General features: G+C 72.7%; 18 protein-coding genes. 12 read left to right on the top strand and 6 right to left on the bottom strand.

Annotated elements, in window-relative coordinates:
- Positions 1-31 precede the first annotated feature (31 nt).
- From OOK38_RS18945 to OOK38_RS18910, 8 genes are all read left to right on the top strand, one after another.
- Positions 32-1,231, top strand: a complete 1,200-nt coding sequence (locus tag OOK38_RS18945; protein WP_266758916.1) for a glycosyltransferase — start codon at positions 32-34, stop codon at positions 1,229-1,231.
- Complete coding sequence (locus OOK38_RS18940) at positions 1,228-2,664, top strand: exopolysaccharide biosynthesis polyprenyl glycosylphosphotransferase (protein ID WP_266758917.1); 1,437 nt, start codon at positions 1,228-1,230, stop codon at positions 2,662-2,664. Before OOK38_RS18945 ends, OOK38_RS18940 begins: the two co-directional genes overlap by 4 nt.
- Positions 2,665-2,668: 4 nt before the next feature.
- Entirely contained in the window at positions 2,669-4,081 is a 1,413-nt protein-coding gene (locus OOK38_RS18935) for an O-antigen ligase (RefSeq protein WP_266758918.1), read from the top strand.
- Positions 4,082-4,770: 689 nt separating this feature from the next.
- Positions 4,771-6,420, top strand: a complete 1,650-nt coding sequence (murJ, locus tag OOK38_RS18930) for a murein biosynthesis integral membrane protein MurJ (protein ID WP_266765692.1) — start codon at positions 4,771-4,773, stop codon at positions 6,418-6,420.
- On the top strand, positions 6,404-7,165 hold the full coding sequence (locus OOK38_RS18925; protein ID WP_266848612.1) for a polysaccharide deacetylase family protein: 762 nt from the start codon (positions 6,404-6,406) through the stop codon (positions 7,163-7,165). The genes murJ and OOK38_RS18925 overlap by 17 nt, the downstream gene beginning before the upstream one ends.
- Complete coding sequence (locus OOK38_RS18920) at positions 7,165-8,277, top strand: glycosyltransferase (RefSeq protein ID WP_266758922.1); 1,113 nt, start codon at positions 7,165-7,167, stop codon at positions 8,275-8,277. The genes OOK38_RS18925 and OOK38_RS18920 overlap by 1 nt, the downstream gene beginning before the upstream one ends.
- Positions 8,278-8,293: 16 nt before the next feature.
- A complete protein-coding gene (locus OOK38_RS18915) occupies positions 8,294-8,950 on the top strand; it encodes a lipopolysaccharide biosynthesis protein (protein WP_266758924.1) in 657 nt (218 codons plus the stop codon).
- Positions 8,947-10,074: a GNAT family N-acetyltransferase gene (locus OOK38_RS18910; RefSeq protein WP_266758926.1), complete on the top strand. Its 1,128-nt coding sequence runs from the start codon at positions 8,947-8,949 to the stop codon at positions 10,072-10,074. The genes OOK38_RS18915 and OOK38_RS18910 overlap by 4 nt, the downstream gene beginning before the upstream one ends.
- Before the next feature lie 22 nt (positions 10,075-10,096).
- On the opposite strand, the gene OOK38_RS18905 is transcribed toward OOK38_RS18910, so the two are convergent.
- Positions 10,097-11,872 (bottom strand): glycosyl hydrolase, encoded by a 1,776-nt coding sequence (locus tag OOK38_RS18905; RefSeq protein ID WP_266848610.1) that lies wholly within the window; start codon positions 11,870-11,872, stop codon positions 10,097-10,099.
- A gap of 248 nt (positions 11,873-12,120) precedes the next feature.
- Between OOK38_RS18905 and OOK38_RS18900 the strand changes: the two genes are divergently transcribed.
- The gene (locus OOK38_RS18900; RefSeq protein WP_266758930.1) at positions 12,121-13,665 is read left to right on the top strand and encodes an ATP-grasp domain-containing protein; all 1,545 of its coding nucleotides are present in this window, start codon (positions 12,121-12,123) and stop codon (positions 13,663-13,665) included.
- On the top strand, positions 13,665-14,936 hold the full coding sequence (locus OOK38_RS18895; RefSeq protein ID WP_266758932.1) for an FAD-dependent oxidoreductase: 1,272 nt from the start codon (positions 13,665-13,667) through the stop codon (positions 14,934-14,936). Before OOK38_RS18900 ends, OOK38_RS18895 begins: the two co-directional genes overlap by 1 nt.
- An 81-nt stretch (positions 14,937-15,017) precedes the next feature.
- Here OOK38_RS18895 and OOK38_RS34525 read toward each other — a convergent pair whose 3' ends face one another.
- From OOK38_RS34525 to OOK38_RS18875, 3 genes are all read right to left on the bottom strand, one after another.
- The gene (locus OOK38_RS34525; protein WP_323178811.1) at positions 15,018-16,127 is read right to left on the bottom strand and encodes a chaplin; all 1,110 of its coding nucleotides are present in this window, start codon (positions 16,125-16,127) and stop codon (positions 15,018-15,020) included.
- Between the two features lie 105 nt (positions 16,128-16,232).
- The gene (locus tag OOK38_RS18880) at positions 16,233-16,424 is read right to left on the bottom strand and encodes a chaplin (RefSeq protein WP_266765693.1); all 192 of its coding nucleotides are present in this window, start codon (positions 16,422-16,424) and stop codon (positions 16,233-16,235) included.
- Between the two features lie 383 nt (positions 16,425-16,807).
- Positions 16,808-17,221, bottom strand: a complete 414-nt coding sequence (locus OOK38_RS18875) for a rodlin (RefSeq protein ID WP_266758934.1) — start codon at positions 17,219-17,221, stop codon at positions 16,808-16,810.
- Positions 17,222-17,471: 250 nt separating this feature from the next.
- Here OOK38_RS18875 and OOK38_RS18870 point away from each other — a divergent pair, with 250 nt between their 5' ends.
- Together OOK38_RS18870 and OOK38_RS18865 are read left to right on the top strand one after the other, a co-directional pair.
- Positions 17,472-17,882: a rodlin gene (locus tag OOK38_RS18870; RefSeq protein ID WP_266758937.1), complete on the top strand. Its 411-nt coding sequence runs from the start codon at positions 17,472-17,474 to the stop codon at positions 17,880-17,882.
- A gap of 199 nt (positions 17,883-18,081) precedes the next feature.
- Positions 18,082-18,489, top strand: a complete 408-nt coding sequence (locus OOK38_RS18865; RefSeq protein ID WP_266758939.1) for a rodlin — start codon at positions 18,082-18,084, stop codon at positions 18,487-18,489.
- Between the two features lie 101 nt (positions 18,490-18,590).
- On the opposite strand, the gene OOK38_RS18860 is transcribed toward OOK38_RS18865, so the two are convergent.
- Together OOK38_RS18860 and OOK38_RS18855 are read right to left on the bottom strand one after the other, a co-directional pair.
- Positions 18,591-20,510: a long-chain fatty acid--CoA ligase gene (locus OOK38_RS18860; RefSeq protein WP_266758941.1), complete on the bottom strand. Its 1,920-nt coding sequence runs from the start codon at positions 20,508-20,510 to the stop codon at positions 18,591-18,593.
- A 214-nt stretch (positions 20,511-20,724) separates the two neighbouring features.
- Positions 20,725-22,350 carry a VWA domain-containing protein gene (locus OOK38_RS18855; protein ID WP_266758943.1) on the bottom strand — a complete coding sequence of 542 codons (1,626 nt, stop codon included), beginning with the start codon at positions 22,348-22,350 and terminating at the stop codon, positions 20,725-20,727.
- Positions 22,351-22,488: the final 138 nt, after the last annotated feature.

The following is a 22,488-nucleotide window of genomic DNA, read 5'->3' as shown; positions in this document are numbered from 1 at the left end:
CGGCGCGCCGCCCGTGAGCAAGGAACCGCGCATGAATCTGTCAACAGACCCTCCGCCGCGGGTCCTTCATGTCACGCAGCCGGTCGACGGCGGCGTCGCCCGGGTGGTCACCGACCTCATCAGGGCCCAACTCGCCGCCGGAACACGGGTGACCCTCGCCTGCCCGGACGGCAACGACTTCGCCCGCGAGGTGCGGGCGCTCGGCGCGGACGTACGGCCCTGGCACGCGACGCGGGCGCCGGGGCCGCAGCTGGCTCAGGAGGTACGGCGGCTCGGCCGGGTCATGGCACGGGTGCGGCCCGACGTGGTGCACGCGCACAGCGCCAAGGCGGGGCTGGCGGCCCGGCTGGCGCTGCGCGGACGGGTGCCGACGGTGTTCCAGCCGCATGCCTGGTCGTTCGAGGCCGTCGACGGTGCCGCAGCCGCGCTCGCGCTGCGGTGGGAGCGGTGGGGGGCGCGTTGGGCGTCCCGGCTGGTGTGTGTGAGTGAGGCGGAGCGCGCGACCGGCGTACGCGCCGGAATTCGCGCCCCCTGGCGGGTGATCCCCAACGGCGTCGACCCGGAGCGTTTCCACCCCGCGTCGGTGGACACCGTACGAGCCGGGATTCCGCTGCTCGAAGGGGTCGATCCGGCGGCTCCGCTGGTGGTGTGCGTGGGGCGGTTGTGCCGGCAGAAAGGGCAGGACGTACTGCTGGAGGCGTGGCCCTCGGTGCTGCGGCGGGTGCCCGGCGCCCGGCTCGTGCTCGTCGGGGACGGTCCGGACGCCGCCCGGCTGCGCGCCGGGGCGCCGGGTGACGTGCTGTTCGCCGGGGCCGCCGCCGATGCCGTGCCCTGGTACCAGTCCGCCGATCTGGTGGTGCTGCCGTCCCGTTGGGAGGGCATGGCCCTGGCCCCGCTGGAGGCCATGGCCTGCGGACGCCCGGTCGTGATGACGGACGTGGACGGCGCCCGCGAGAGCCTGCCGCGGGATCACGACGCCCGCTGTCTGGTGCCCTCGCGGGATCCGGAGCCGCTGGCCGACGCGATCGGCGCGCTGCTGTCCGATCCGCTGCTGCGCGAGTCACTCGGCCACCAGGGGCGCCGCCACGTACTGACCACGCACGACGTGCGCCTCACGGCCGACGCGGTCGCGGGGGTGTACCGCGAGCTGCTGGCCGGCCGACCGGCGCGGCACGCCGAGGGCGCCATGTGCGGGGACCACACCGAGTGCAGGGAGTCCATCCACTCGTGACTGCGGAAAGCACCGTTCCCTCCCCCGGCGGACAGCCCCGGGAGTACGGATTCTCGACCGTCTCGGTCATCCCTCCGCGCGAGGCCGGCGGCGGTCTCGGATTCCCGGCCGGGCAGCGGACCGCCGCCCGGCGCGCCTCCTGGCTGCCGCCGGCCGCCGTGGACGCCGTCGCCGCGCTCGCGACCGGGCAGGCGTTCGCGGAGATCCAGCGGTACCCCCTGTTCATCGTCGCGCTGCTGTTCGGCGTGGTCGCCCTGAACGCGCGGGCGTCGCTGTACCGGCCCGCACCCGTGCCCGCCTTACTCGACGAACTGCCCACCGTCTGCGCGCGCATCGCGATCGCCTGGTGCGCGCTGGCCGCCGTGATCGCCGCGTTCGCCCCGGACGGCACACTGTCGGCCCGGACGCTGGTCCTGGGGTGCGCCACGCAGTCGGCGATCAGCTGCGCGGGCCGCGGCACGGTGCAGTGGCGGCGTCGCCGTGCCCTCGTGCTGCGCCCCCGCGCCGCCCTCGTGATCGGTCCCGCGGGGACGGCCCAGCGGGTGGCCGCGGCCTTTCTGCGCCACCCGAGCTGCGGGGTACGGCCGGTCGGCGTCGTCGCGGACCAGCCGGCCGTTTTCGACGGACTGCCCGTCCTCACCACCGGCGAGGAGGTGCAGCGGGCGCTCATCCAGAACAGTGTGCGAACCGTGCTCGTGGTGGAGCCGCGCGGCGAACGCGGGCCGATGCTGCGGGCGTTGGCCGAGGCGGGGTGCGAGCTGTGGGCGGTCGACGCGGACTCCCCTTCGTACGACCGGGAGGTCCGGCACACGCTGGCCGGCTTCTCCTGCCGACGGCTGTCGATCCTCCGGCGGCACACCAGCCTCGGCAAGCGATTCCTCGATGTCGCCGTCTCCGGGACGCTGTTGCTGCTGGTCAGTCCGCTGCTGCTGATGTGCGCGGCGGTCCTGCGACTGAGCGACGGACCCGGTGTGGTGTTCCGGCAGGAGCGCATCGGCAAGGACGGACAGCCGTTCACCCTGCTGAAGTTCCGCACCCACCGCCCGGTCGACGCCCACGAGGCCGCGACCCGCTGGAGCGTGGCCAACGAACAGGAGATGAGCCGCTTCTGCCAGTTCCTCCGACGCACCTCGCTCGACGAGCTGCTCCAGCTCCTGAACGTCCTCTGGGGCGACATGAGCCTGGTCGGACCGCGCCCCGAACGGCCTTACTTCGTGGCCCAGTTCAGTCAGACCTATCCCGGTTACGCGGCCCGTCACCGGATGCAGACCGGGATCACCGGGCTCGCCCAGGTGCACGGGCTGCGCGGCGACACCTCGATCGAGGACCGCTGCCGGTTCGACAACGCGTACATCGACAACTGGTCCCTGTGGCAGGACATCTGCATCCTGCTGCGCACGGCCGCAGCGCTCGTCCGCCCGACGGGAAGCTGAGCCGATGAGCCACGCCCTGCCCGTCACTCCCCTGGACACCCTGACCGCCGCTCTGCGGCGCGCGCTGCCCGTGCTGCCCGTCGTCGCGGTGATCGCGCTGCTCGGGCTGCCGATCGCTCCGACCGACGAGGGCGGCGCGAACCTCGCGGACGCCATGTCCGGTCTCGTGGTGGTCTGCTGCGCGATCCATCTCGTACGGGCCCGCCGGCGCCCGCTGTCCGCGACCGCCGCGCTGGTCATCGGGCTCCCCGTGATCGGCATCGCGGTGGCGGCGGCCGGGGCGGCGGACCCCGCGGCCGGGATCACCGGCCTGGCCCGCTACCTGCAGATCTTCGTGCTGGTGCCGGCCGCGGTCCTGCTGCTCGTACGCGACCGGCGTGACTTCCGGCTGCTGACCTGGTCGTTCGTCGCCCTGGCGCTGTGGCAGGGGGCGATCGGGGTGCACCAGTACGTCACCGGGACCGGCGCCTCGTACCAGGGCGAGGACGTCCGGGCGGTCGGCACCTTCGGGCCGACCGACGTGATGGGAATGGCGTCGGTGGTCGCGTTCGGGCTGGTGTGCGCGGTGGCGCTGGCGCTGGGGACGGGTGCCGCGCGGCAGCGCGCGGTCGCCGTGCTGTGCGCGCTGGCACTGCTGCCGCCGCTCGCGCTGTCGTTCAGCCGGGGCGCGTGGATCGCCACCGCCGTGGCCTGCGGCGCGCAACTGGTGCTGGCGGGACTGCGGCGCGCGGTGAAGGTGGGCGCGGCGCTGGCCGCGGCCGGGGTGATCCTCGTGGGCGGGCTGGGCGTCGGCACCGCGATGCTCCAGGAGCGCATCACCAGCATCACGCAGGTCGCCGACGCCCCGGACCAGTCGGTCGTCGACCGGTACACGATGTGGGCGGCGGCCATCGACATGTGGCGCGAACACCCGCTGACGGGCGTCGGGTTGAAGGGCTTCCCCGACAACCGGGACGGTCACGCCTCGCTCGCCCTCTCCTCGGGCAGCGACATCGCGGGCGCGGGCGCCGCCTACCACAAGCAGCCGCTGCTCTCGCCCCACAACATGTACCTCCTCGTCCTCGGCGAACAGGGCCTGATCGGGCTGCTCGCCCTCGCGGGCAGCTGGCTCGCGCTCCTGGTCCGCACGCTGCGCGGGCTCGTCCGCGTGCGCCGCACACCACCGGACAACGCGGGTCCCCGGCTCCCCTCGGGCCGGACCCCGCCCGGCACGGACTGCGCGCTCGTCGCGTGCGGGCTGCTCGTCTGGCAGCTGGTCGACTTCGTGTACGCGGACATCGGCGGCCCCTCGACGGTCCTGACGGCGGTGCTCTTCGGCCTCGTCGGCTGGTGGGCGCTGATGGATCCGTCGCCGTCGGCCGACGTGGACGCGAGGGCGCCGGCCTCCTCCGTACCGGAAGAGGCCGCGGCGCGATGACGGTGACGCCTCCCAGGGCGGGGGAAGGCCCGGACACGGGCACGGGGACAGGCGCAGACACCGGCACGGGCCCTGAACGGGACACGGACGCGGACCGGAACACCCGGCCCGTCACGGATACGAACACGAACACAGACCCGACCACTCGGCCCGTCGCGGACACGCACACGGGCGGGACCGCACGGCCGGTCACGGGCAGCGGGCCAGGCCCCGGAAACGAACCCGCCTTCCCCTCCGCGACCACAGCGGGCACCGGCACGGCGGCAGCGATCGGCCCCCCGACGGCCATCGACACAGCGACCGGCACGGGTTCCGCACCCGGCATCGCCCCCACGCCGGACATCGCCACCGCTCTCGGCCCCGGACCGGACGGCGGCACCGCAGCGGCCATCGGCACCGCGGCGGACACCGGTTCCGCACCCGGCATCGACTCTGCGGCGAACCTCGCCATCGCGACCGCCACCGGAACCGGACCGGACAGCACGACCGCAACCGGCTTCGGGACCTCGGCCGGCTTGGGGGCCGGCTGGGAGGGCGCAGCCGACGGGGCCGCAGCCGGCTTCGGGGTCACGGCTGACGCCGGTGTCCATCCCGGCACCGGGGTTCACAGGGGGACCGCGGTCGGAAGCGGGACCGGGGTCGGCACCGGGACCGGGGTCGGTGCCGGTCCCTCCCTCTCTTCCCTCCCGCTGCCCTCCGCCCGCACCGCTCCCCCCGGCTCCGCCGACCCTCCCGGTCCCCGGGGCGGGCACCACACCCCCCGGAAGGGAGCGGGCCGGCCCGAGGCGGCCTCCAATCGGTTTCTCGCCAAGGCCGCTCTCGTCACCGTCGCGCTCTCCATCGCCGGAGCCCTGCTGGGGCTCGGCCGGGATCAGGCGCTGGCGCATCTGTTCGGGGCCGGGTCGGACACGGACGCGTTCCTCGTCGCCTGGACGGTGCCGGAGTTCGCGGCGACGCTGCTGATCGAGGACGGGCTGGCCTTCGTGCTGATCCCGGCGTTCAGCGTGGCCGTGACGCGGCGCGCGCGGGGAGCCGCCGGTGATCCCGTCCGCGCGGTGGTCGCCGCCACCCTGCCCCGGCTGACGCTCGCTTTCGCGGGCGTCGGCGTGCTGCTGATCGCGGGGGCGCCGTACCTGGTCGAGGCGCTCGCGCCCGGCCTGCCCGATCCCCGCCTCGCGGTGGACTGCACACGGCTGACCGCGACCTGTGTGTTCTCCTTCGGACTCGCCGGATACTGCAGCGCCGCCCTGCGGGCGCACCGGCGCTTCGTGGCGCCGGCGGCGATCTACGTGGCGTACAACGCCGGCATCATCACGGCGATGTTCGTCCTCGGCGGCCGCTGGGGCGTGCGCTCGGCGGCCCTCGGTGTCGCGGTGGGCGGCGCGCTCATGGTGGTGGCCCAGGGGCCCTCGCTGTGGCGGCAGCTCCGGCGCGGGCGGTCGACGAGCGACGGCCTGGACGGCGAGCCGGCCCGCCCGATGGATCTGACCCTCGTCAGCACGGTCCTGCTCTTCGCGCTGTGCCGGCAGTCCCAGGTCCTCGTCGAACGCTTCCTGGCCTCCTCGCTCCCCGCCGGAGCCATCTCGCATCTGAACTACGCCCAGAAAGTGGCCCAGATGCCGATGGTGCTCTCGCTGATGCTGTGCACGGTCACCTTCCCGGTGGTCGCGCAGGCCATCGCCGAGGGCCACACCGAGCGGGCCCGCGACCGGGTGGAGCGCGATCTGGCGCTCGTCTCCTGCACGGTGCTCCTGGGCACGGCCGCGGTCGTCGCGTGTGCCCCGCAGATCATCCAGCTCCTGTTCCAGCGGGGCGCGTTCACCGCCGAGGACACGGCGGCCACGGCGACGGTCATGCGCGTGTACGCCCTCGGACTGCTGGGCCACACCCTGGTCGGCGCGCTCGTGCGCTCCTACTTCTCCTCGAGCCGGCCCACCTGGTACCCGCTGTTCGCGATGACCGCCGGGATCATCGCGACCTCCTGGATCGGCGTCCTGGCCGTCGGTCCCTGGGGGGTGTGCGGCATCGCCGTCGCCAACGCGACCGGCATCACCATCAGCGCACTGCTCCTGCTGTACGGCATGGGGCCGCGCAGTGTGCCGATCCGCACCCGCCGGGTGGTGGCCGAGATCGGCAAACCCCTGCGGGCCGCGCTGGTCGCCGCGCCGGCCGGGGGTCTGTGCGCGAGCCGCGTGGACTCCCCGCTGCTCGGACTCGTCGTCGGCGGCACGGTCGTGACCGTCGTCTTCGCCCTGCTGGCCTGGGTCTTCCGGGTCGAAGGGTTCGCATCCGCACTCCGTTCCGTCACACGAAGGGTTTCGCATGCCCGTTTCCGCTGACAGCAGCAGACGTACCGGCACGAGCTCCCTCGACGCGCCTCCCTGGGTGGCGATGTACCACTCCGTCGGGGACTGTTCCGACGACCCGTACCGCATCACGGTCTCGCCGGACCGCCTCGACCGGCAGCTGGGCTGGCTCCGACGGCGGGGCCTGCGCGGGGTCCGTATGACGGAGCTGCTCGCGGCCCGCGCCCGCGGGCAGGGGCAGGATCTGGTGGGCCTGACCTTCGACGACGGGTACGCCGACTTCGTCGAGACCGCCCTGCCCCTCCTGCACCGCCACGGCTTCGGCGCCACCCTGTTCGTCCTGCCCGGACGGCTCGGCGGCGACAACGCCTGGGATCCGCTGGGCCCCCGCAAGCCGCTGCTGAGCAAGCAGGGCATCCGGCTCGCCGCCGCCTCCGAGGGCATCGAGGTCGGCTCGCACGGACTCACCCATGTCGATCTGACCAAGGCCGACGACACCGTGCTGCACACCGAGGTCGCGGAGAGCAGAGCGGTGCTCTCGGAGCTGATCGGCGCCGACGTCGACGGCTTCTGCTACCCGTACGGAACCATCGACCGCCGGGTCGTCGACGCCGTCCGCGACGCCGGATACAGCTACGGCTGCGCGATCGACCCCGGCCCGCTGACCGGCCCGTACGCCCTCCCCCGCGTCCACATCGGCGAGAACGACACCCCCGTACGCCTATTTCTGAAGCACAAGCTGCACCGCCTGCGCCGGCGCCCGGTCGAGGGGGTCTGATGAAGGCGCTGCACATCATCACCGGTCTCGGCGTCGGCGGCGCCGAACAGCAACTGCGACTGCTGCTCAGGCACCTGCCCGTGGAATGCGACGTCGTGACGCTCACCAACCCGGGCTCGGTCGCCGACGGGCTCACCGACGACGGTGTGCGCGTCATCCATCTCGGCATGACCGGCAACCGCGACCTCGCCGCGCTCCCCCGCCTGGTGAAGGTGATCCGCGCGGGCCGCTACGACCTCGTGCACACCCACCTCTACCGGGCCTGCGTGTACGGCAGGCTCGCCGCCCGGCTGGCCGGGGTGAAGGCCGTCGTGGCCACCGAACACTCGCTCGGCGACTCGCAGATGGAGGGCCGCCGGCTCAGCTCGGGCGTGCGCGCCCTGTATCTGGCCAGCGAGCGGCTCGGCCGCTCCACCGTCGCCGTCTCGCCCACGGTCGCCGAACGGCTGCGCCGCTGGGGTGTGCCCGGACCGCGCATCGAGATCGTGCCGAACGGCGTCGACCTCGCCCGCTTCCGGTTCGACCCGGTGCTGCGCGAACGCACCCGCCGCAGGCTCGGGCTGCCGGAGGGCGCGTACGTGATCGGCGGCGTCGGGCGGCTCGCGGCGGGCAAGCGGTTCGACGTCCTGATCCGCGCGCTGGCCGAACTGCCTCTCGACTGCTGGCTGTTGCTGGTCGGCGGCGGTATCGAGGAGAGCGTGCTGCGGCGCGCGGCGCACGACGCCGGTGTCGCGGACCGGGTGCTGTTCACCGGCGAGCGCCCCACCGGCGGCGCTCCCGGCGCCGATCTGCCGTCGCTGATAGGAGCCATGGACGTCCTCGCCTCGCCCAGCCCCGAAGAGGCGTTCGGGCTGGCCGTCGTGGAGGCGATGGCGGCCGGGCTTCCGGTGCTGTACGTCTCCTGCCCGGCCGTCGAGGACCTGCCGCCCGAGGCGGCCCGCGGTGCCGTCCGGATCCAGGGCGGCGCCGACTCGTTCGCACGCGCCCTGACCGGCGTCCGAGCGCAGGCTCCGGCCCCCCGCTCGGCCGCGGAGGCCGCCCACCACTACTGCATCACCCGCAGCGCCGCACAGCTCATGGACGTGTACGCGGCCGCTGTCTCGCGCACCTGACTGGAGTGAGTTCCTCATGTCCGAAAACCTCACCAGGGGCCACCGCGCCTCGGGACCGGCCCTCGCCCGGGTGAAGACCGTGCCGCCGTGGTCGGTGCTCGCCGCCGGGGTCGTGCTCGGCGGCCTGCTCGGCGGCGCGTACGGCGTGGTGAAGACCCCGACCTACACGGCCACGAGCTACGTCATCGCCGTACCGACCGACAAGGGCGACCCGTCGGCCGCGCTCGGCTTCGCCCAGGCGTACGGCCGGGTCGCCACGCAGCTCGCGGTGCTCGGGGACGCGCAGGTGTGGGCCGGTGTGCCGGTGAAGACGCTGCAGACGAGCGTGCGGACGGCGACCTCCCCGGACGCTCCGATGGTCGCCGTCTCGGCCACCTCCTCGCGCCCCGACCGCGCCGCCGACATGGCCAACGCCGTCACCCGCTCGCTGACCCGGCACGCCAACGACAGCCGGAACAGCACCCACGTCGAACTCATGTCGTTCTCCCGCGCGGTGAAGCCGACCTCGGCGTCCTCCGCGCCCGCGACGGTCACGGGTCTGGTCGGGGCGAGCGCGGGCGGCCTGCTCGGCGGGCTGGTGCTGCTCGTCCGCCCCCGGCGGTCGACCGACACCGCGCGCCCGGCCTCCGTGCCGGGCCCGGCCACCGCGGCCGATGTGCACGGACAGCTGTGAGCGGGACGCTCCACGCCGGCGTACGGAGGGCGGCCCGGACCGAACTCGTCACCGACGAACGGGAGTTCGCTGAGCTGGGGCCGGCCTGGGGCCGCCTGTACCGCCGGTGTGCCGCCGCCACCTCGTTCCAGAGCCACGCGTGGCTGCACTCCTGGTGGCTGTCGTACGGGACGCCGGGGCGGCTGCGTCTGGTGGTCGTGCGCGAGGGGGATGAACTGCTCGCGGTCGCACCCCTGATGCGGGTCCGCCGTCTCCTGCCCGCGCTCGTGCCGCTCGGCGGGGCGATCTCCGACTACGCGGACGTGCTCCTCGACGACGAACACGCCGACCGGGCGGCGGCGATGCTCGCGGAGGGCCTGTCGGCCGCCGCCCGCACCGCGCTGATCGACTTCCGCGAGGTCCGCCCCGGCGGCGCGATGGAGCGGATCTACGAGCGCTGGCGCGGCCCGCGCCGCCGGGTCCTGGACTCGCTGTGCCTGGAGCTGCCGGCCACCTCGATGGGTGAGCTGGTCGACCGCCTCCCCTCGGCCAAGGCCCAGCGCGTACGGGCCAAGCTGCGCAAACTCGCCGCGCTCGGGGTCGAACAGCGGGTGGTGTCCCACGACGAGGTGGACGCGGCGCTGCACCGGCTGCTCGAACTGCACCGGTTGCAGTGGGAGGGCCGGAAAGTGACGTCCGAACACCTCCACGAGCGGTTCTCGGAGCATCTGGTCCGCTCGGTGGGCCCGATGGTGCGCTCCGGGGACGCGGTGGTCACCGAGTTCCGGCTCGACGGCGCCGTGCTGGCCGTGGATCTCACCCTGCTGTCACGGCGCCTGGCGGGCGGCTATCTGTACGGTGCCCATCCGCAACTGCGCGAGCGCAAGGCGGACGTGGCGGTGATGCTGCTCGACGCCTGCTCCCGGCACACCGAGACGGGCGCCCGCGGGGCGCTGAGCCTGCTGCGCGGCGACGAGCCCTACAAGCACCACTGGCGCCCGGATCCCGTCGTCAACCAAAGGCTGCTCCTCGCCCGTCGGCGTTCGGCGCCGCTGATGTCGGCGGTCGTCTGCGACGTCATCGTGCGCCGGCGGGGCAAGGAGCTGCTGCGGAGCTGGAGGGAGCGCGATGGCGGCGGGCCCTGAACGACCCGCCGCCACCAGGGTGTCACCAGTCGCCCGACCACCAGTCGCCCGACCACCAGTCGCGCGACCACCAGTCGAGGTCCACGCACACCTTCCCGCCGATCCAGTACTCCACCCAGTCGCCGAGATCCAGCGAGGAACAGGTCGGATTCGGGGTCGGCTCGGGTGTCGGGGTCGGCGTCGGGGTCGAAGCCGGCTCAGGTGTCGACGTCGAGGCCGGCTCGGGCGTGGGCGTCTTGGCCGGAGTCGGGGTCGGGGTCGGGGTCGGGGTTGAAGCCGGCTCGGGCGTCGGCGTCGGCGTCGGAGTCGGAGTCGGTACCGAAGGCTGCTCGGGCGTCGGCGTCTTGGTCGGCGTCGGCTCAGGTGTCGGGGTCGAAGCCGGCTCAGTGGTCGGGGTCGGCGTCGAAGTCGGCTCGGGCGTCGGGGTCGGCTTGGGAGTCGGCGTCGGGGTCGGCTCGGGCGTCGGCGTCGAGGCCGGTTCAGGTGTCGGTGTCGGGTCCGTTGCCGGGTCCGTTGCCGGATCGGTAACCGGATCCGTTGCCGGATCGGTGACCGGATCCGTTGCCGGGTCCGTGACCGGGTCCGTGACCGGGTCCGTGACCGGGTCCGTTGCCGGGTCGGTGAGGTGGGACAGCGCGGCACGGTAGACCTGGGAGGCCTGCGGGTTGTCCTCGCACTGCCACACGCCGTGCGGGCAGTAGTCCGTGAGCGTGTGGTACAGCGGCTTGTGCTCGTCGATCCACGCGAGCATGCGCTTCACGTACTCCGCGTTGTCGCCGTTGTGGAAGAGTCCCCATTCGGGATAGGAAATGGCCTTCCCGTGGGATTTCGCGAAGTCGACCTGCTCCTGAAGCCCGTACGGCTCCTTCACCTGCTCGTCGAACGAGAGCCCCGACGGCTGGTCGTACGAATCCATGCCGATGATGTCGACCGTGTCGTCCCCCGGATAGCACTCGGTCCAGGGAATGGCGTCCCGGCCGCGGCTCGGGGCGAAGTCGAACCGGAATTTCTGTCCCGGCACCGACCGCATGGCGGCGACGATTCTGTTCCAGTACTTCTTCCAGGCCTCCGGGTCGGGACCGCAGCGATGGGTGTATGTGATGCCGTTCATTTCCCAGCCGAGCACGATGACGGTGTCGGGCACGTTCAGCTCGACGAGCCGCTCGGCGAGCGCGCGGAAATGGTGGTCGAACTCTCCGGCCGCGGCCTCACGCAGCAGGAGGCCGACGTGGCCGTCGGAGAGCCCTTCCTCGTTGCGCTCCATCATCGGGACGTTGAGGACGAGCATCCGGTCGGCCTTCGCACGGCGCCAGTCCGCCCAGGCGTCCAGGAATCCGTGCGCGCCCTCGATGTTGCTCCAGAGGTCGCCCGGCAGATACGTGTGCCCGACCCGCAGCTCGGTGCCGCCCAGCCACTGGCTGAACTGTTCCATCCGGGCGATACCCCTGGTCCCGTAGTCGAGGTAGGCGCCGAAGGCGGGCGGCTCGACCGGGGCCTGCTTGACGGCCGGCGCGGGCTTCACGCCGGTCGCGACGGGCCGCGCCGCCCCGGCGGAAGCCGTGACCGGCCGGGTGGGAGCGGGTGTGGGCGGCGGGGTCGCGGTCCCGCTCCCGGCCTCGGTCGAGGAAGTCGCGGGCGGTGTCACCACCGTGGGTGTCGGAGCCGGCGGGTCGCCGACCCGCGCCACCCCGGCGCCCACGGCGTATCCCGGACCCGACGCAAGGGCGACCGACGTGACGATGCCGGCCGCGACGAACGCCAGCCTTCTGTTCCGGGGCCGCGGCTGCTGTGGGGCCATGCCTGCTCCTCTCTCCCTCTTGTTCCTCGGATTTTCCTTTCCGATTACTGACACTCAGTCATATGAATTCCCATTCAGCCAACCGAGGCTTCGGCACGCACCTCTGATGATCACTCGCAAGGGTGACCCGCGCGGTCACCACGTCCTTCCCGATTCCTCCCGGCCGTGCGCCCGATCCCGTTCCCGATCCGTTCCCGATCCGTTCCCGATCCCGTCGCCGACCTTGTCGCCGATCCGAAGGAAAGCCCGTGCCGATTCTCGACACCCGGGTCCCCGCCGTCCTGCTGCGCATCGACCGGAATCCCTTTCACCACGGAACGCTGGGGGCCGTACGCTCACTCGGCAGAGCCGGTGTGGAGGTGCACCTCGTCGCCGATTCCGAGGGAAGTCCCGTCCGCAGATCGCGCTTTGTGTGCGCGATGCACCCCCCGCCACCGCCCGGTTCGTCCACCGCGGAGATCGCCGCCGTGTTGCGCCGAGTGGCCGCCCGGGTTTCCCGCCCCGCCGTACTGGTCCCGATGGATGACGCGAGCGCCCTGGCGGTGAGCCGTCTGGGCGAGGAACTCGCCGCCGGGTATCTGCTGCCGAAGCAGCCCGGCGCCCTCGCCGAACGCGTCGCCGACAAGGCCGAACTGGCCGCCGTCTGCAAGAGCGTGGGCGTTCCGCACCCGGTGACCCTGATTCCCGACAGCCCGGCGCAGGCGGCCGCGGCGGCCCGGCGGCTGGGGCTGCCCCTGGTGGCCAAGTGGAGCCGCCCGTGGCTGGTCCCGGCCGGAACGGGCCTGCGCAGCACGGTGGTGGTCCGCTCGGCGCAGGAGGCACGCGCGCTGTACTCGCGCACCGAGGAGGCGGGCAGCCGGCTGCTGCTCCAGGCCTTCCTGCCGCCGGGGCCCGACCGCGACTGGTTCTTCCACGGATACGTCGACCGGTGCGGGGTGACGCACGGCGGCGGCCCGGGCCGCAAGCACCGTGCCTGGCCCCGCGGCGCGGGCCTCACGGTGGTCGGCCGCTGGACGCCCAACCCGCAGCTCCAGGACCTCGTCGAACGGCTCACCGAGATCCTCGGCTACCGCGGCATCTTCGACCTCGACTTCCGCAGGGACGCCGCCGCGGGCCGCTACCACCTGCTCGACTTCAACCCCCGCCCCGGCGCCCAGTTCCGGCTCTTCGAGGACGGGGCGGGCCTGGACGTCGTACGCGCCCAGCACCTGGATCTGACCCACCGTCCGCTGCCCACTCCGGTGCCCCTGCCGGGCCGCGCGTTCGTGGTGGAGAACTACGCGCCGTTCGGGGCGCTGCGTCCCCGGTCCGCGGGGCGCGAACTGGCCTGGCACGCGGTGGACGACCGCGCCCCCGGGCGGGCGATGTGGGGCCTGTGGGCCCGCCATGTGCCACTGCGCCTGGCACAGCGCGCCGGCCGGCTGGTGCGCGGACCGGCCGCCGCGGACCCGGACGGGACAGCGGACACGGACGGGGCGGCGAAGGCATACGGGACGGTGGTCGGGCCGCCGCGGGAAGCCTCCAGGACGGTGGTCGGGCCCCCGCGGGAGGCGGCCAGGACGGTGGTCGGGCCACCGCGGAAAGCGGCCGGGACGGTGGTCCGGGCGCCCCGGGTGACGGCGGCCGCGGTGGAGAGAGCGATCCGCGCCGACCCGACCGTCGTACGACCGCGCGGCGAGCCGGTTCCGCGCAAGGACCCCCGCTCCGCCCAGGTGCCCACCGCCCTGGCCGCCCTGCCCTCGGGGTCCCTGGCCCACTCCCCTGCCGACGAAGAGAAAGCGAGCAGCTGCTGATGTACGACCTCTTGGTGGTGGGAGCCGGCCCCTACGGCCTGTCCATCGCGTCCCACGCCGCGGCGACCGGGCTGAGCCTGCGCGTCCTCGGCCGGCCCATGGCGTCCTGGCGGGACCACATGCCCCGCGGCATGTTCCTGAAGTCGGAGCCGTGGGCGTCCAGCCTCTCCGATCCCGACGGCCGCAGGCGCCTGGAGACGTACTGCGCGGGCCGGGGTGTGACGGTCCGGCACGGCGAGCCGATCCCGGTCGAGATGTTCGCCTCCTACGGCCTGTGGTTCGCCCGCAACGCCGTGCCCGACGTCGACGAACGCATGGTCGTACGCGTGCGGACGTGCCCCGGGGGCTTCGAGGCCCTGGTCGACGACGGCGAGGTGCTGCGCGCCCGTACGGTCGCCCTGGCCATCGGCGTGCTGCCCTTCGCCGAGATGCCGGCCGCGCTGAGCGGCCTCGGCCCCGAGCAGGCGTCGCACAGCAGCGACCACGGTGAGCTCTCCCGCTTCCGGGGCCGTGACGTCACGGTGATCGGCGGTGGCCAGGCCGCCCTGGAGACGGCGGCCCTGCTCACCGAACAGGGCACCCGGGCAAGGGTCCTGGCGCGCGCCGACCGGCTGAACTGGAACGACGTGCCGCCCGCCCTGGAGCGGTCGTGGTGGCGGTCCGCACGCGCTCCGCACAGCGGTCTGGGCTGCGGCTGGCGCAACTGGTTCTACGCCGAGCGCCCCGGCCTCTTCCGCCGGCTCCCGGAACCCACCCGGACGCGGATCGCGGCCACCGCGCTGGGCCCGGCAGGCGCCTGGTGGGTGCGCGACCGCGTCGAACCGGTGGTCGAGCTCATGCTGGGGCACGAGGTCACGTCGGCCTACGGCTCGGGCATCGGCGTACGGCTCGAAACGGTGGACCGGGACGGCACGCCGACGTGTCTGGAGACCGACCACGTCATCGCGGCCACGGGGTTCAGGGCGCGGCGCGAGCGGCTCGGCCTGCTCGCGGACGATCTGCGCGCGAACCTGGCGGCGCTGCCCGACGGTTCCCCGTACCTCGGCCGGGACTTCGAGTCGTCGGTGCCGGGCCTCTTCATGGCGGGCCTGATCACCGCGTCCGGCTTCGGTCCCGCCATGCGCTTCGTGCAGGGCGCCGGCTTCACGGCGGACACGCTCGTGCGGGGCGTACGGCGACGGCTGCGCACGGGGCCGACCGGCGGGCGGATTCCGGCGCCCGGGGGACGCCGTCGACAGGGGTCTGACCTGGGACTCGGCGCCGGGCACTGACACCGGCGACCACCGGGCGGACCGGTGGAGCGTTCCCGGGTGCCGGACGCGGGGACGCGTCCGGCACCCGGGAGCGGAGCGTCACGGACGGGACGCGACCCGGGCTCGCCGGTACAGCAGGGCGCCGCCCGCCAGCAGGGCGGCACTGGCCGCCGAGGTCGCGAGCAGGCCCTCACCGCCGGTCTCCGCCAGCGTGGGCGGGGTGTACTGGCGGTGCACCGTGGGCGGGGCGGGGGGCTGCTCGTGGACCTTGACGGGCGGGGTGTACGAGACGGGCGTGTACGGAGTCTCCGTCGGCGGGTGCTCGTGAACCGGCGGCGGGGGCGTGTGCGGCGGGGGGCAAGGGGCGTGCGGGGGCGTCCCGTGGGGGTGCCGGTCGCCGCACGCGTTGCCGAACACGGGGTTCCCCAGGCCGATCACGTCCACGGTGTCGCCGCAGAGCTCGATCGGGACGTCCACCGGTGCCGCGGCGTGGTCACCCGACAGGACACCCGGCGAACCGTGCGCGCCGCCGGAGGACGAGGAGCCGCTCCAACCGCCGTGGTGGCCGCCGGAGTTGCCGTATTCCGAACCTCCGTGTCCGGAGTGACCGCGGCCGGAGTCCTCGTGTCCGGAGCCCCCGTACCCGGAGTGGCCGTGGCCGGAGTCCCCGTATCCCGAGTCTCCGTAACCGGAACCGCCGTTGTGACCGCCGTAGCCGCCGTCGTGCCCGCCGTAGCCGCGGTCATGCCCGCCGTAGCCGCCATGTTCACCGCCGTAACCGCCGCCATGACCGCCGTAGCCACCATGTTCACCGTGGCTGCCGCCCGAGTGGTCGGTGGCACCGTGATGGGCGCCCTGTCCCGGGACGCGTCCCGAGCCGTGTCCGGGGTGCTGTCCGGAGTGCTGTCCGGAGCCGGCCTCGTGATGGACGGCGTGCTGCGGCGCGGCATGCCGGCCGTGCGAACCCGAGCCGTTGGCACAGGAGTTGCCGAACGCCGGGTTGAGCGCGGCGGCGACGTCGACCGTGTTGCCGCAGACGTTCAGCGGCACGTTCACCGGGACCTGGACGTTGTTCCCCGACACCACGCCGGGCGAGTCCGAGGCGGTCGCGGTCGTGTTCGAGTCCGCGAGGGCCGGACTGGCGTACAGGGACACGAAGCCCGTCGCGGCGGCGGCCACGACCACTCCCCTACTCAGGTTCTGTCGCACTCTTGTTTTCTTCCTGCTGGTAGAAGTGAGGAGGCCGGCCTCGGGACCGTGAGGCGGTCCCAAGGCCGGCCGTGGCACAGCCGGAGCGGCTGAAGTGCCGAAACGTCAGTCGTTGGCGCAGCGGTTGCCGAACGCCGGGTTCAGCAGAGCGATCACGTTGACCGAGTTGCCGCACACGTTGACGGGGATGTGGACGGGGACCTGGACCACGTTGCCCGAGAGGACGCCGGGCGAGTGGACAGCGGCACCCTGGGCGCCCGAGTCCGCGAAGGCCGGGGCAGCCATGCCCATGGCCATGATCGCGCCGGCGACGACAGCAGCGCTCTTCTTGTGCTTCACGTGCTTTCCCTTCTCTGCGGTCATGCCCCTTTGTCGGCCGAAGCCGAGCGAGCACAACTTGAGCGGCTCGCACCATGACCTGCAGGCTGTAAACGAGGGATGGATGGTCCAAGAAACTGCGTAACGTAGGCCAATTGGGAATTCACTCGAATCGCCCCGCACCCAATGAGCACGGAAGCTTCACACCAGGCGAAACGGTCCTCTCGAAGAAGAAGCGTTTCACCCGGGAGAGATGTCAACACGGCAGAAATGGATTTCACACAAACGACGGGAACGGACGCGCAGCAAGGCCCGGGCCGCCCGCCGGAACACGACGCGCGACCCGGGCCGAGGCCGGTGGGTCAGCTGCGGCTGGCGCCGTTGCCCGACAGGACCGGGATGTTGTCCAGGATGTGCGAGAGCGGCTCGTCGCCCTTGGCCTGGGTGGAGTTCTCGGTGCACTGCTGGTTCTGCGGGGCGGACAGGACCGGGACGTCCTGGAGGCCGGCCTGCGCCAGCACGCCGAGGACGTTCTGGACGTTGACCTTGGCCGGCAGACCGATGCAGGGCTTGTTCAGCGAGCCCTGGACCACCGAGAGCTGGGGGCTCTGGTCACCCTTGGTCAGCGCGTTGCCGTACGTCTGCTTGGCACCGTTCCCGTTGACCGTGGTGACGCCGCCGTCGTTGCCGATGGCCAGCGCCTGCGGGGCGGCCGCCGCCGAGACGCCGACGACGGAAGCCGCGACCGCTGCCACGGCCATTGCCTTCTTGAACATTTCTCCGGGTTCCTTTTCTGCCTGTGACCATATTCCTGCCTCCACCCCAACCGGAGCCGAGGGGATTGGTTGCGCCAGGTCACCCGATCGGACTGCAAGGCCCTCCTGAATTCACGGAACCTCTGGCCCGAGGATTTGACCGCCACGCCCCTCACATCGGCCATTGGGGTGAATCGGAGCAACTATGCGGCCCGGGGTCAGTTGTCCAGATCGCTCCGGTGGACGGGGTTTCTCCAGAAGGGATCAGCAAGTGATCAAGAAGGTTATGGCTGCTGCGGCGATCGCCGCTTCCGTCGTCGGAGCCTCGGCTGCCGCCGCGCCGCAGGCGCTGGCCATCGGCAACGACGACGGTGTCACCACCGTCAACGGCAACGCCGCCTCGCAGATCTACGGCAACCAGGCCACGTACGGCAACATGAGCCCGCAGATGGCGCTCATCCAGGGTTCCCTGAACAAGCCCTGCATCGGCCTGCCGGCCAAGCTCAACGCCCAGAACGTGCTCGGCGCGGCGCAGATCGGCCTCCAGGACGTCCCGATCCTGTCCGCCCCGCAGAACCAGCAGTGCACCGAGAACTCCACCCAGGCCAAGGGCGACGAGCCGCTCTCGCACATCCTGGACAACATCCCGGTCCTGTCGGGCAACGGCGCCAGCCGCAGCTGACCCACCGCCGCGCACAGCGGGCCGCCGGCACTCCCGGTGGCCCGCTGCCGCTGTCACCTCCACGACGACAGCGGCGGCGACGCGTCGGCCCGAGACCCCCGTGAGCCATCCGGGGGATACCCCGCAACCACTCCATCCGCAGCACTGTTGATCATGACGCGGCTCCGTTCGGAGTCGCTCTCCGAAAGGGCAAACGAACATGAAGAAGCTCTGGGCGACCGCGGCCATTGCCGCTTCCATCGCCGGCGTCTCCGCCGCCGCCGCGCCCCAGGCGCTCGCCATCGGCAACGACGACGGTGTCACCACCGTCAACGGCAACGGAGCCGTCCAGAAGTACGGCAACCAGGCCACGTTCGGCGACCAGAGCCCCCAGCTCTCGCTGGTCCAGGGCTCGCTGAACAAGCCCTGCGTCGGCCTGCCGGCCAAGCTCAACGTCCAGAACATCGCCGGCCTGGCGCAGATCGGCCTGCAGGACGTCCCCGTCCTCTCGGCCCCGCAGAACCAGCAGTGCACCGAGAACTCCACCCAGGCCAAGGGCGACGAGCCGCTCTCGCACATCCTGGACAACATCCCGGTCCTGTCGGGCAACGGCGCCGTCGGCAGCTGATCACCTCGGCACCACGGACAGCGGGCCGCTCCTCGGAGCGGCCCGCTGTTCCCGTGTCCGGGGCAGGGGCTCTCGTTCCCCCGCCCGGGGCAGGGACTTCCTCACTTCCCGTACAGCGCCTCGATCTCGGCCGTGTACAGCGCCGTCACCGCGTGCCGTTTCACCTTGAGGGACGGTGTGAGCAGGCCGTTGTCCTCGGTGAACTCGCCTTCCACCAAGGCGAACCCGCGAATGGATTCGGCCCGGGAGACGGCTTGGTTGGCGTGGTCCACGGCCTTCTGGACGTCGGCGCGCATCCGGGGGTCGCGGACGACGTCCGCGAGGGGAGTGTCAGCGGGGAGCCCACGGACGGCCAGCCAGTGGGCCACCGCCTCGGCATCGAGGGTGATCAGGGCCGCGACGAACGGGCGGTTGTCGCCGACGACGAGGCACTGGCCGACGGGCGCGCGGCTGCGCAGCCGGTCCTCCAGGACGGCGGGCGAGACGTTCTTGCCGCCCGTGGTGATGAGGATGTCCTTCTTGCGGCCGGTGATCGTGAGATAGCCGTCCTGGTCCAGGGCGCCGAGATCGCCGGTGGCGAACCAGTCGTCGGTCAGGACGGCGTCGGTAGCCGCCGGGTTGTTCCAGTAGGCGCCGAAGACGACACCCCCCTTGATGAGCACCTCGCCGTCGTCGGCGATACGGACGGCGGTGCCCGGGACCGGCGGACCGACGGTTCCGGGGCGGGGCCGGAGAGGCGGGACGACGGTGGCGGCGGCGGTCGTCTCGGTCAGCCCGTAGCCCTCGTAGACGAGGATTCCGGCGGCGTAGAAGAAGAGGTTGAGGTCGCGGTCGAGCGGGGAGCCGCCGCTGATCGCGTAGTGCGCTCGGCCGCCGAGTTCCTTGCGGATACGGCGGTAGACCAGCAGGTCGTAGAGCGCCCAGGCCGCGTACAGGCCGGGCCCGGGGCCCTTGCCCGTGCCGAGGAACTTGTTCAGATACGCCTCTCCGAAGCGCACGGCGACGCGGTCGGCGCGGTCGAAGGAGGCGGCGCGGCCCATCTTCTCGGCGGTGGCGCGCCCGGTGGCGTGGATCTTCTCGAAGAGATACGGGACGCCGACCAGGAAGGTGGGACGGAACTCCCGCAGTGCGGGCCGGAGTTCGTCCGGCTTGATGCTCGGGCAGTGGCCCAGCTCGATCCGGGCCATCAGGCAGGCGATCTGGAGGGTGCGGCCCATGATGTGGGCGAGCGGGAGGAAGAGGATCGTCGAGGCGGTCCGGCCGGTGACCGCCTGGAAGACGGGGTGCAGCAGCTCTACCGTGTTGGCGGCCTCGGCGTACAGGTTGGCGTGGGCGAGGACGCAGCCCTTGGGTCTGCCGGTGGTCCCGGAGGTGTAGCAGATCGTCGCGACGGTCTCGGGGGTCAGCGCGGCTCGCCGCTTGACGACCTCCTCGTCGCTGATGTCCCTTCCCAGGGAGGCGAGTTCGGCGAGGGCGCCCGCGTCGAGCTGCCAGACGCGTGGGGGTTCGGACCGGCGGGCGGTCGCGGTGGCCACGGTGTCCGCGTTCCCGGCGGTCTCGACGATCACGAAGCGCGCGTCCGAGTCCTGGACGATCCACTCCACCTGCTCGGCGGAGGAGGTCGCGTAGACGGGGACGGTCTGGCCGCCGGCCGCCCAGACGGCGAAGTCGAGGACCGTCCACTCGTAGCGCGTACGGGACATCACCGCGACCCGGCCGCCCGGTTCGAGGCCGGCCGCGATCAACCCCTTGGCCGTGTCGGTGACTTCGCGGGCGAAGGCGGCCGCGGTCACCGGGGTCCAGGCGCCGTGCCGTGGCCGGCGCAGCACGATCGCGTCGGGCGCCTCGGCCGCGTTGGTGAACGGCAGGTCGGCCGTGCTGCCGGTGGTGGGGGTGGGTGCCAGGGTGGCGGTACGCGCCTCGCGGACCGTACCGCTCTCGTCCCTGACCAGCTCCACCCGGCTGCGGTTCGCCAGGCCGGCGTGCCGCTTCGCCCGCTTCAGATCCTTGCGTACACCCATCACGGCTCCCGGTCGCAGGGTCCTTACTCCGGAGTCAACTTACCCGCGCGTAACGGAAATTCAATGGATCGCGCACGATCCGTCCCCGTGGGCCGATCCCGCGCCTGACGGGCGGCCCACGGGCAGGTGGCGGACGAACACCGGCGGCCGCCCGGCGGACGGCGGCCAGGGCGGACGGGCAGCCGGGCAGGGCGCAGGCAGCCGGGCAGGGCGGCTACCGTGCGCAGTCCGCGTCGCAGACGTCCAGTTCGTCGGCCTGGCCGATCGCGGTGGCGAGAGCAGCGACGTCCTTGTCCTCGGTGTCGTTCGCCAGATCGCGGGCGCGGGAGGCGAGTTCGCCCAGCGGGAGGCCACCGGGCAGCGAGCTCCAGCGGGCGTCGCCCGAGCGCAGGGCGTCGGCGAAGTAGGCGGCCGCGGCGGTGACTTGGAAGGTGCGGGACGCGGTCCAGACACCGTCACGGAGGGAGCCCGTCTCCAGGCGGCCGGACTCCTCGTGCGGGGCGCGGGAGCCGGGGTCGAGCCAGCGGACGGTCGCGGTGGCGAGATGGCCGGAGGCGCCGGGGCGGGTGCGGACGGCGTAGAGCGCGGTGACCGTGTGGCCGGGGCCCACCTCTCCGCCGTCCACCTGGTCGTTCCGGAAGTCCTCGTCGGCGACCTTCCGGTTGTCGTAGCCGATCAGCCGGAACTGCTCGACCGTCTCGGGGTCGAAGGCGACCTGCGCCTTGGCGTCGCGTGCCGTGAGGTCGATGTTCCGCGGAAGCTGGTCGCAGAAGACGGTGAAGGCCTCGTCGCGGCTGGAGACGTACGTCGTGTGGCCGTCGCCCTTGTCGGCGAGGCGCTCCATGAGGGCGTCGCCGTACTCGCTGCCGACGCCGACGCCGAAGAGGGTGATGCCGTGCTCACGGCGGGCGGAGGAGATCCGTTCGAGGATGCTGTCCGCGTCCGTGTCACCGGTGTTGGCGAGAGCGTCGGAGATCAGTACGACCCGGTTGGTGGCGCCCTCGCGCAGCCCCTCGACGGCGGTCGCGTACCCGGTCCTCACCCCCGCGCCGAGGTTCGTCGAGTCGGTCGGTTCCAGGCGGTCGATCGCCTTGTGGACACGGCCGCGGTGGTCGCCGAGGCGGGTCATCGGCAGCACGGTCTCGGCCTCGTCGCTGAAGGTGACCAGGGCGACCGAGTCGTCGTCGCGGAGCCGGTCCGTCATCACGTCCAGGGATTCCCGGGCCAGGTCGAGGCGGCCGGGCTCGGACATGGAACCCGAGATGTCGATGACGAAGGTGAGCGCGGCGGGCGGGCGTTCGCGCTCGCTCTCGGCGGCACGGGTGGCGAGGCCGACCCGGACGAGGGACCAGCGTTCGTCGTCGGTGCGGGCGCCGTCGACGGTGACCGAGAAGCCGTTGCCGTCGGGGCGTTCGTAGTCCTGACGGAAGCTGTTGACGAACTCCTCGGGGCGGATCGTGGCGGGGTCCGGGACGCGGCCGCCCTCGAGGGTGCGGCGGGCGTAGCCGTACGACGCGGTGTCGACGTCGAGGGCGAAGGTGGAGAGGTAGTCGGGCGACGGCGCGACATCGGGGGCGTCCGACTGCTCGCCCTGCTGGTCGCGCTCGGCCGCGCCGCCCGACGGCTGGACGGGGGCCGGCAGCGGGAGGTTGCGGCGGTCGCCGGACTTGTTCCCACCGCCGTCCGAGGAGTTGTCGCCGCTGCCCGCGCCGCATCCGGTGAGCAGCACCGCGCCCGCCGCCGTCAGGGCGAGCAGCGAGGCACTGAGCCGTCGAAGGCCCGCCTTCCGCGCGCCCCCGCGTGGGCGGCCTGCGTCCGCCGCCGTCTTTATGTGGTTCATCCCCATCTGTGCCCCCTCGGCGTACGGCCCTTGTGTGGGCCGACATGTGTGACTGTGACGGCCGAGGGGGCCGGGATGAGCGCTCGGAAGCATTGCGGAAGGATTTCGAAGCGGCCACGGCGGAGGGCCTTCGAGACC

It is taken from the genome of Streptomyces sp. NBC_00568, from assembly GCF_026341855.1.
Taxonomy (GTDB): domain Bacteria; phylum Actinomycetota; class Actinomycetes; order Streptomycetales; family Streptomycetaceae; genus Streptomyces.
The sequence above is the reverse complement of the archived record's forward strand: the minus strand, read 5'-3'. Positions and strand labels throughout refer to the sequence as shown.

What these genes read in the sequence shown, in the direction of transcription:
- OOK38_RS18945 (WP_266758916.1), top strand. Translation starts at nt 32, where the DNA reads ATGAATCTGTCAACAGACCCTCCGCCGCGGGTCCTTCATGTCACGCAG.
- OOK38_RS18935 (WP_266758918.1), top strand. Translation starts at nt 2,669, where the DNA reads ATGAGCCACGCCCTGCCCGTCACTCCCCTGGACACCCTGACCGCCGCT.
- OOK38_RS18925 (WP_266848612.1), top strand. Translation starts at nt 6,404, where the DNA reads ATGCCCGTTTCCGCTGACAGCAGCAGACGTACCGGCACGAGCTCCCTC.
- OOK38_RS18920 (WP_266758922.1), top strand. Translation starts at nt 7,165, where the DNA reads ATGAAGGCGCTGCACATCATCACCGGTCTCGGCGTCGGCGGCGCCGAA.
- OOK38_RS18915 (WP_266758924.1), top strand. Translation starts at nt 8,294, where the DNA reads ATGTCCGAAAACCTCACCAGGGGCCACCGCGCCTCGGGACCGGCCCTC.
- OOK38_RS18905 (WP_266848610.1), bottom strand. Translation starts at nt 11,872, where the DNA reads ATGGCCCCACAGCAGCCGCGGCCCCGGAACAGAAGGCTGGCGTTCGTC.
- OOK38_RS18895 (WP_266758932.1), top strand. Translation starts at nt 13,665, where the DNA reads ATGTACGACCTCTTGGTGGTGGGAGCCGGCCCCTACGGCCTGTCCATC.
- OOK38_RS18880 (WP_266765693.1), bottom strand. Translation starts at nt 16,424, where the DNA reads ATGGCCATGGGCATGGCTGCCCCGGCCTTCGCGGACTCGGGCGCCCAG.
- OOK38_RS18875 (WP_266758934.1), bottom strand. Translation starts at nt 17,221, where the DNA reads ATGTTCAAGAAGGCAATGGCCGTGGCAGCGGTCGCGGCTTCCGTCGTC.
- OOK38_RS18865 (WP_266758939.1), top strand. Translation starts at nt 18,082, where the DNA reads ATGAAGAAGCTCTGGGCGACCGCGGCCATTGCCGCTTCCATCGCCGGC.
- OOK38_RS18860 (WP_266758941.1), bottom strand. Translation starts at nt 20,510, where the DNA reads ATGGGTGTACGCAAGGATCTGAAGCGGGCGAAGCGGCACGCCGGCCTG.
- OOK38_RS18855 (WP_266758943.1), bottom strand. Translation starts at nt 22,350, where the DNA reads ATGAACCACATAAAGACGGCGGCGGACGCAGGCCGCCCACGCGGGGGC.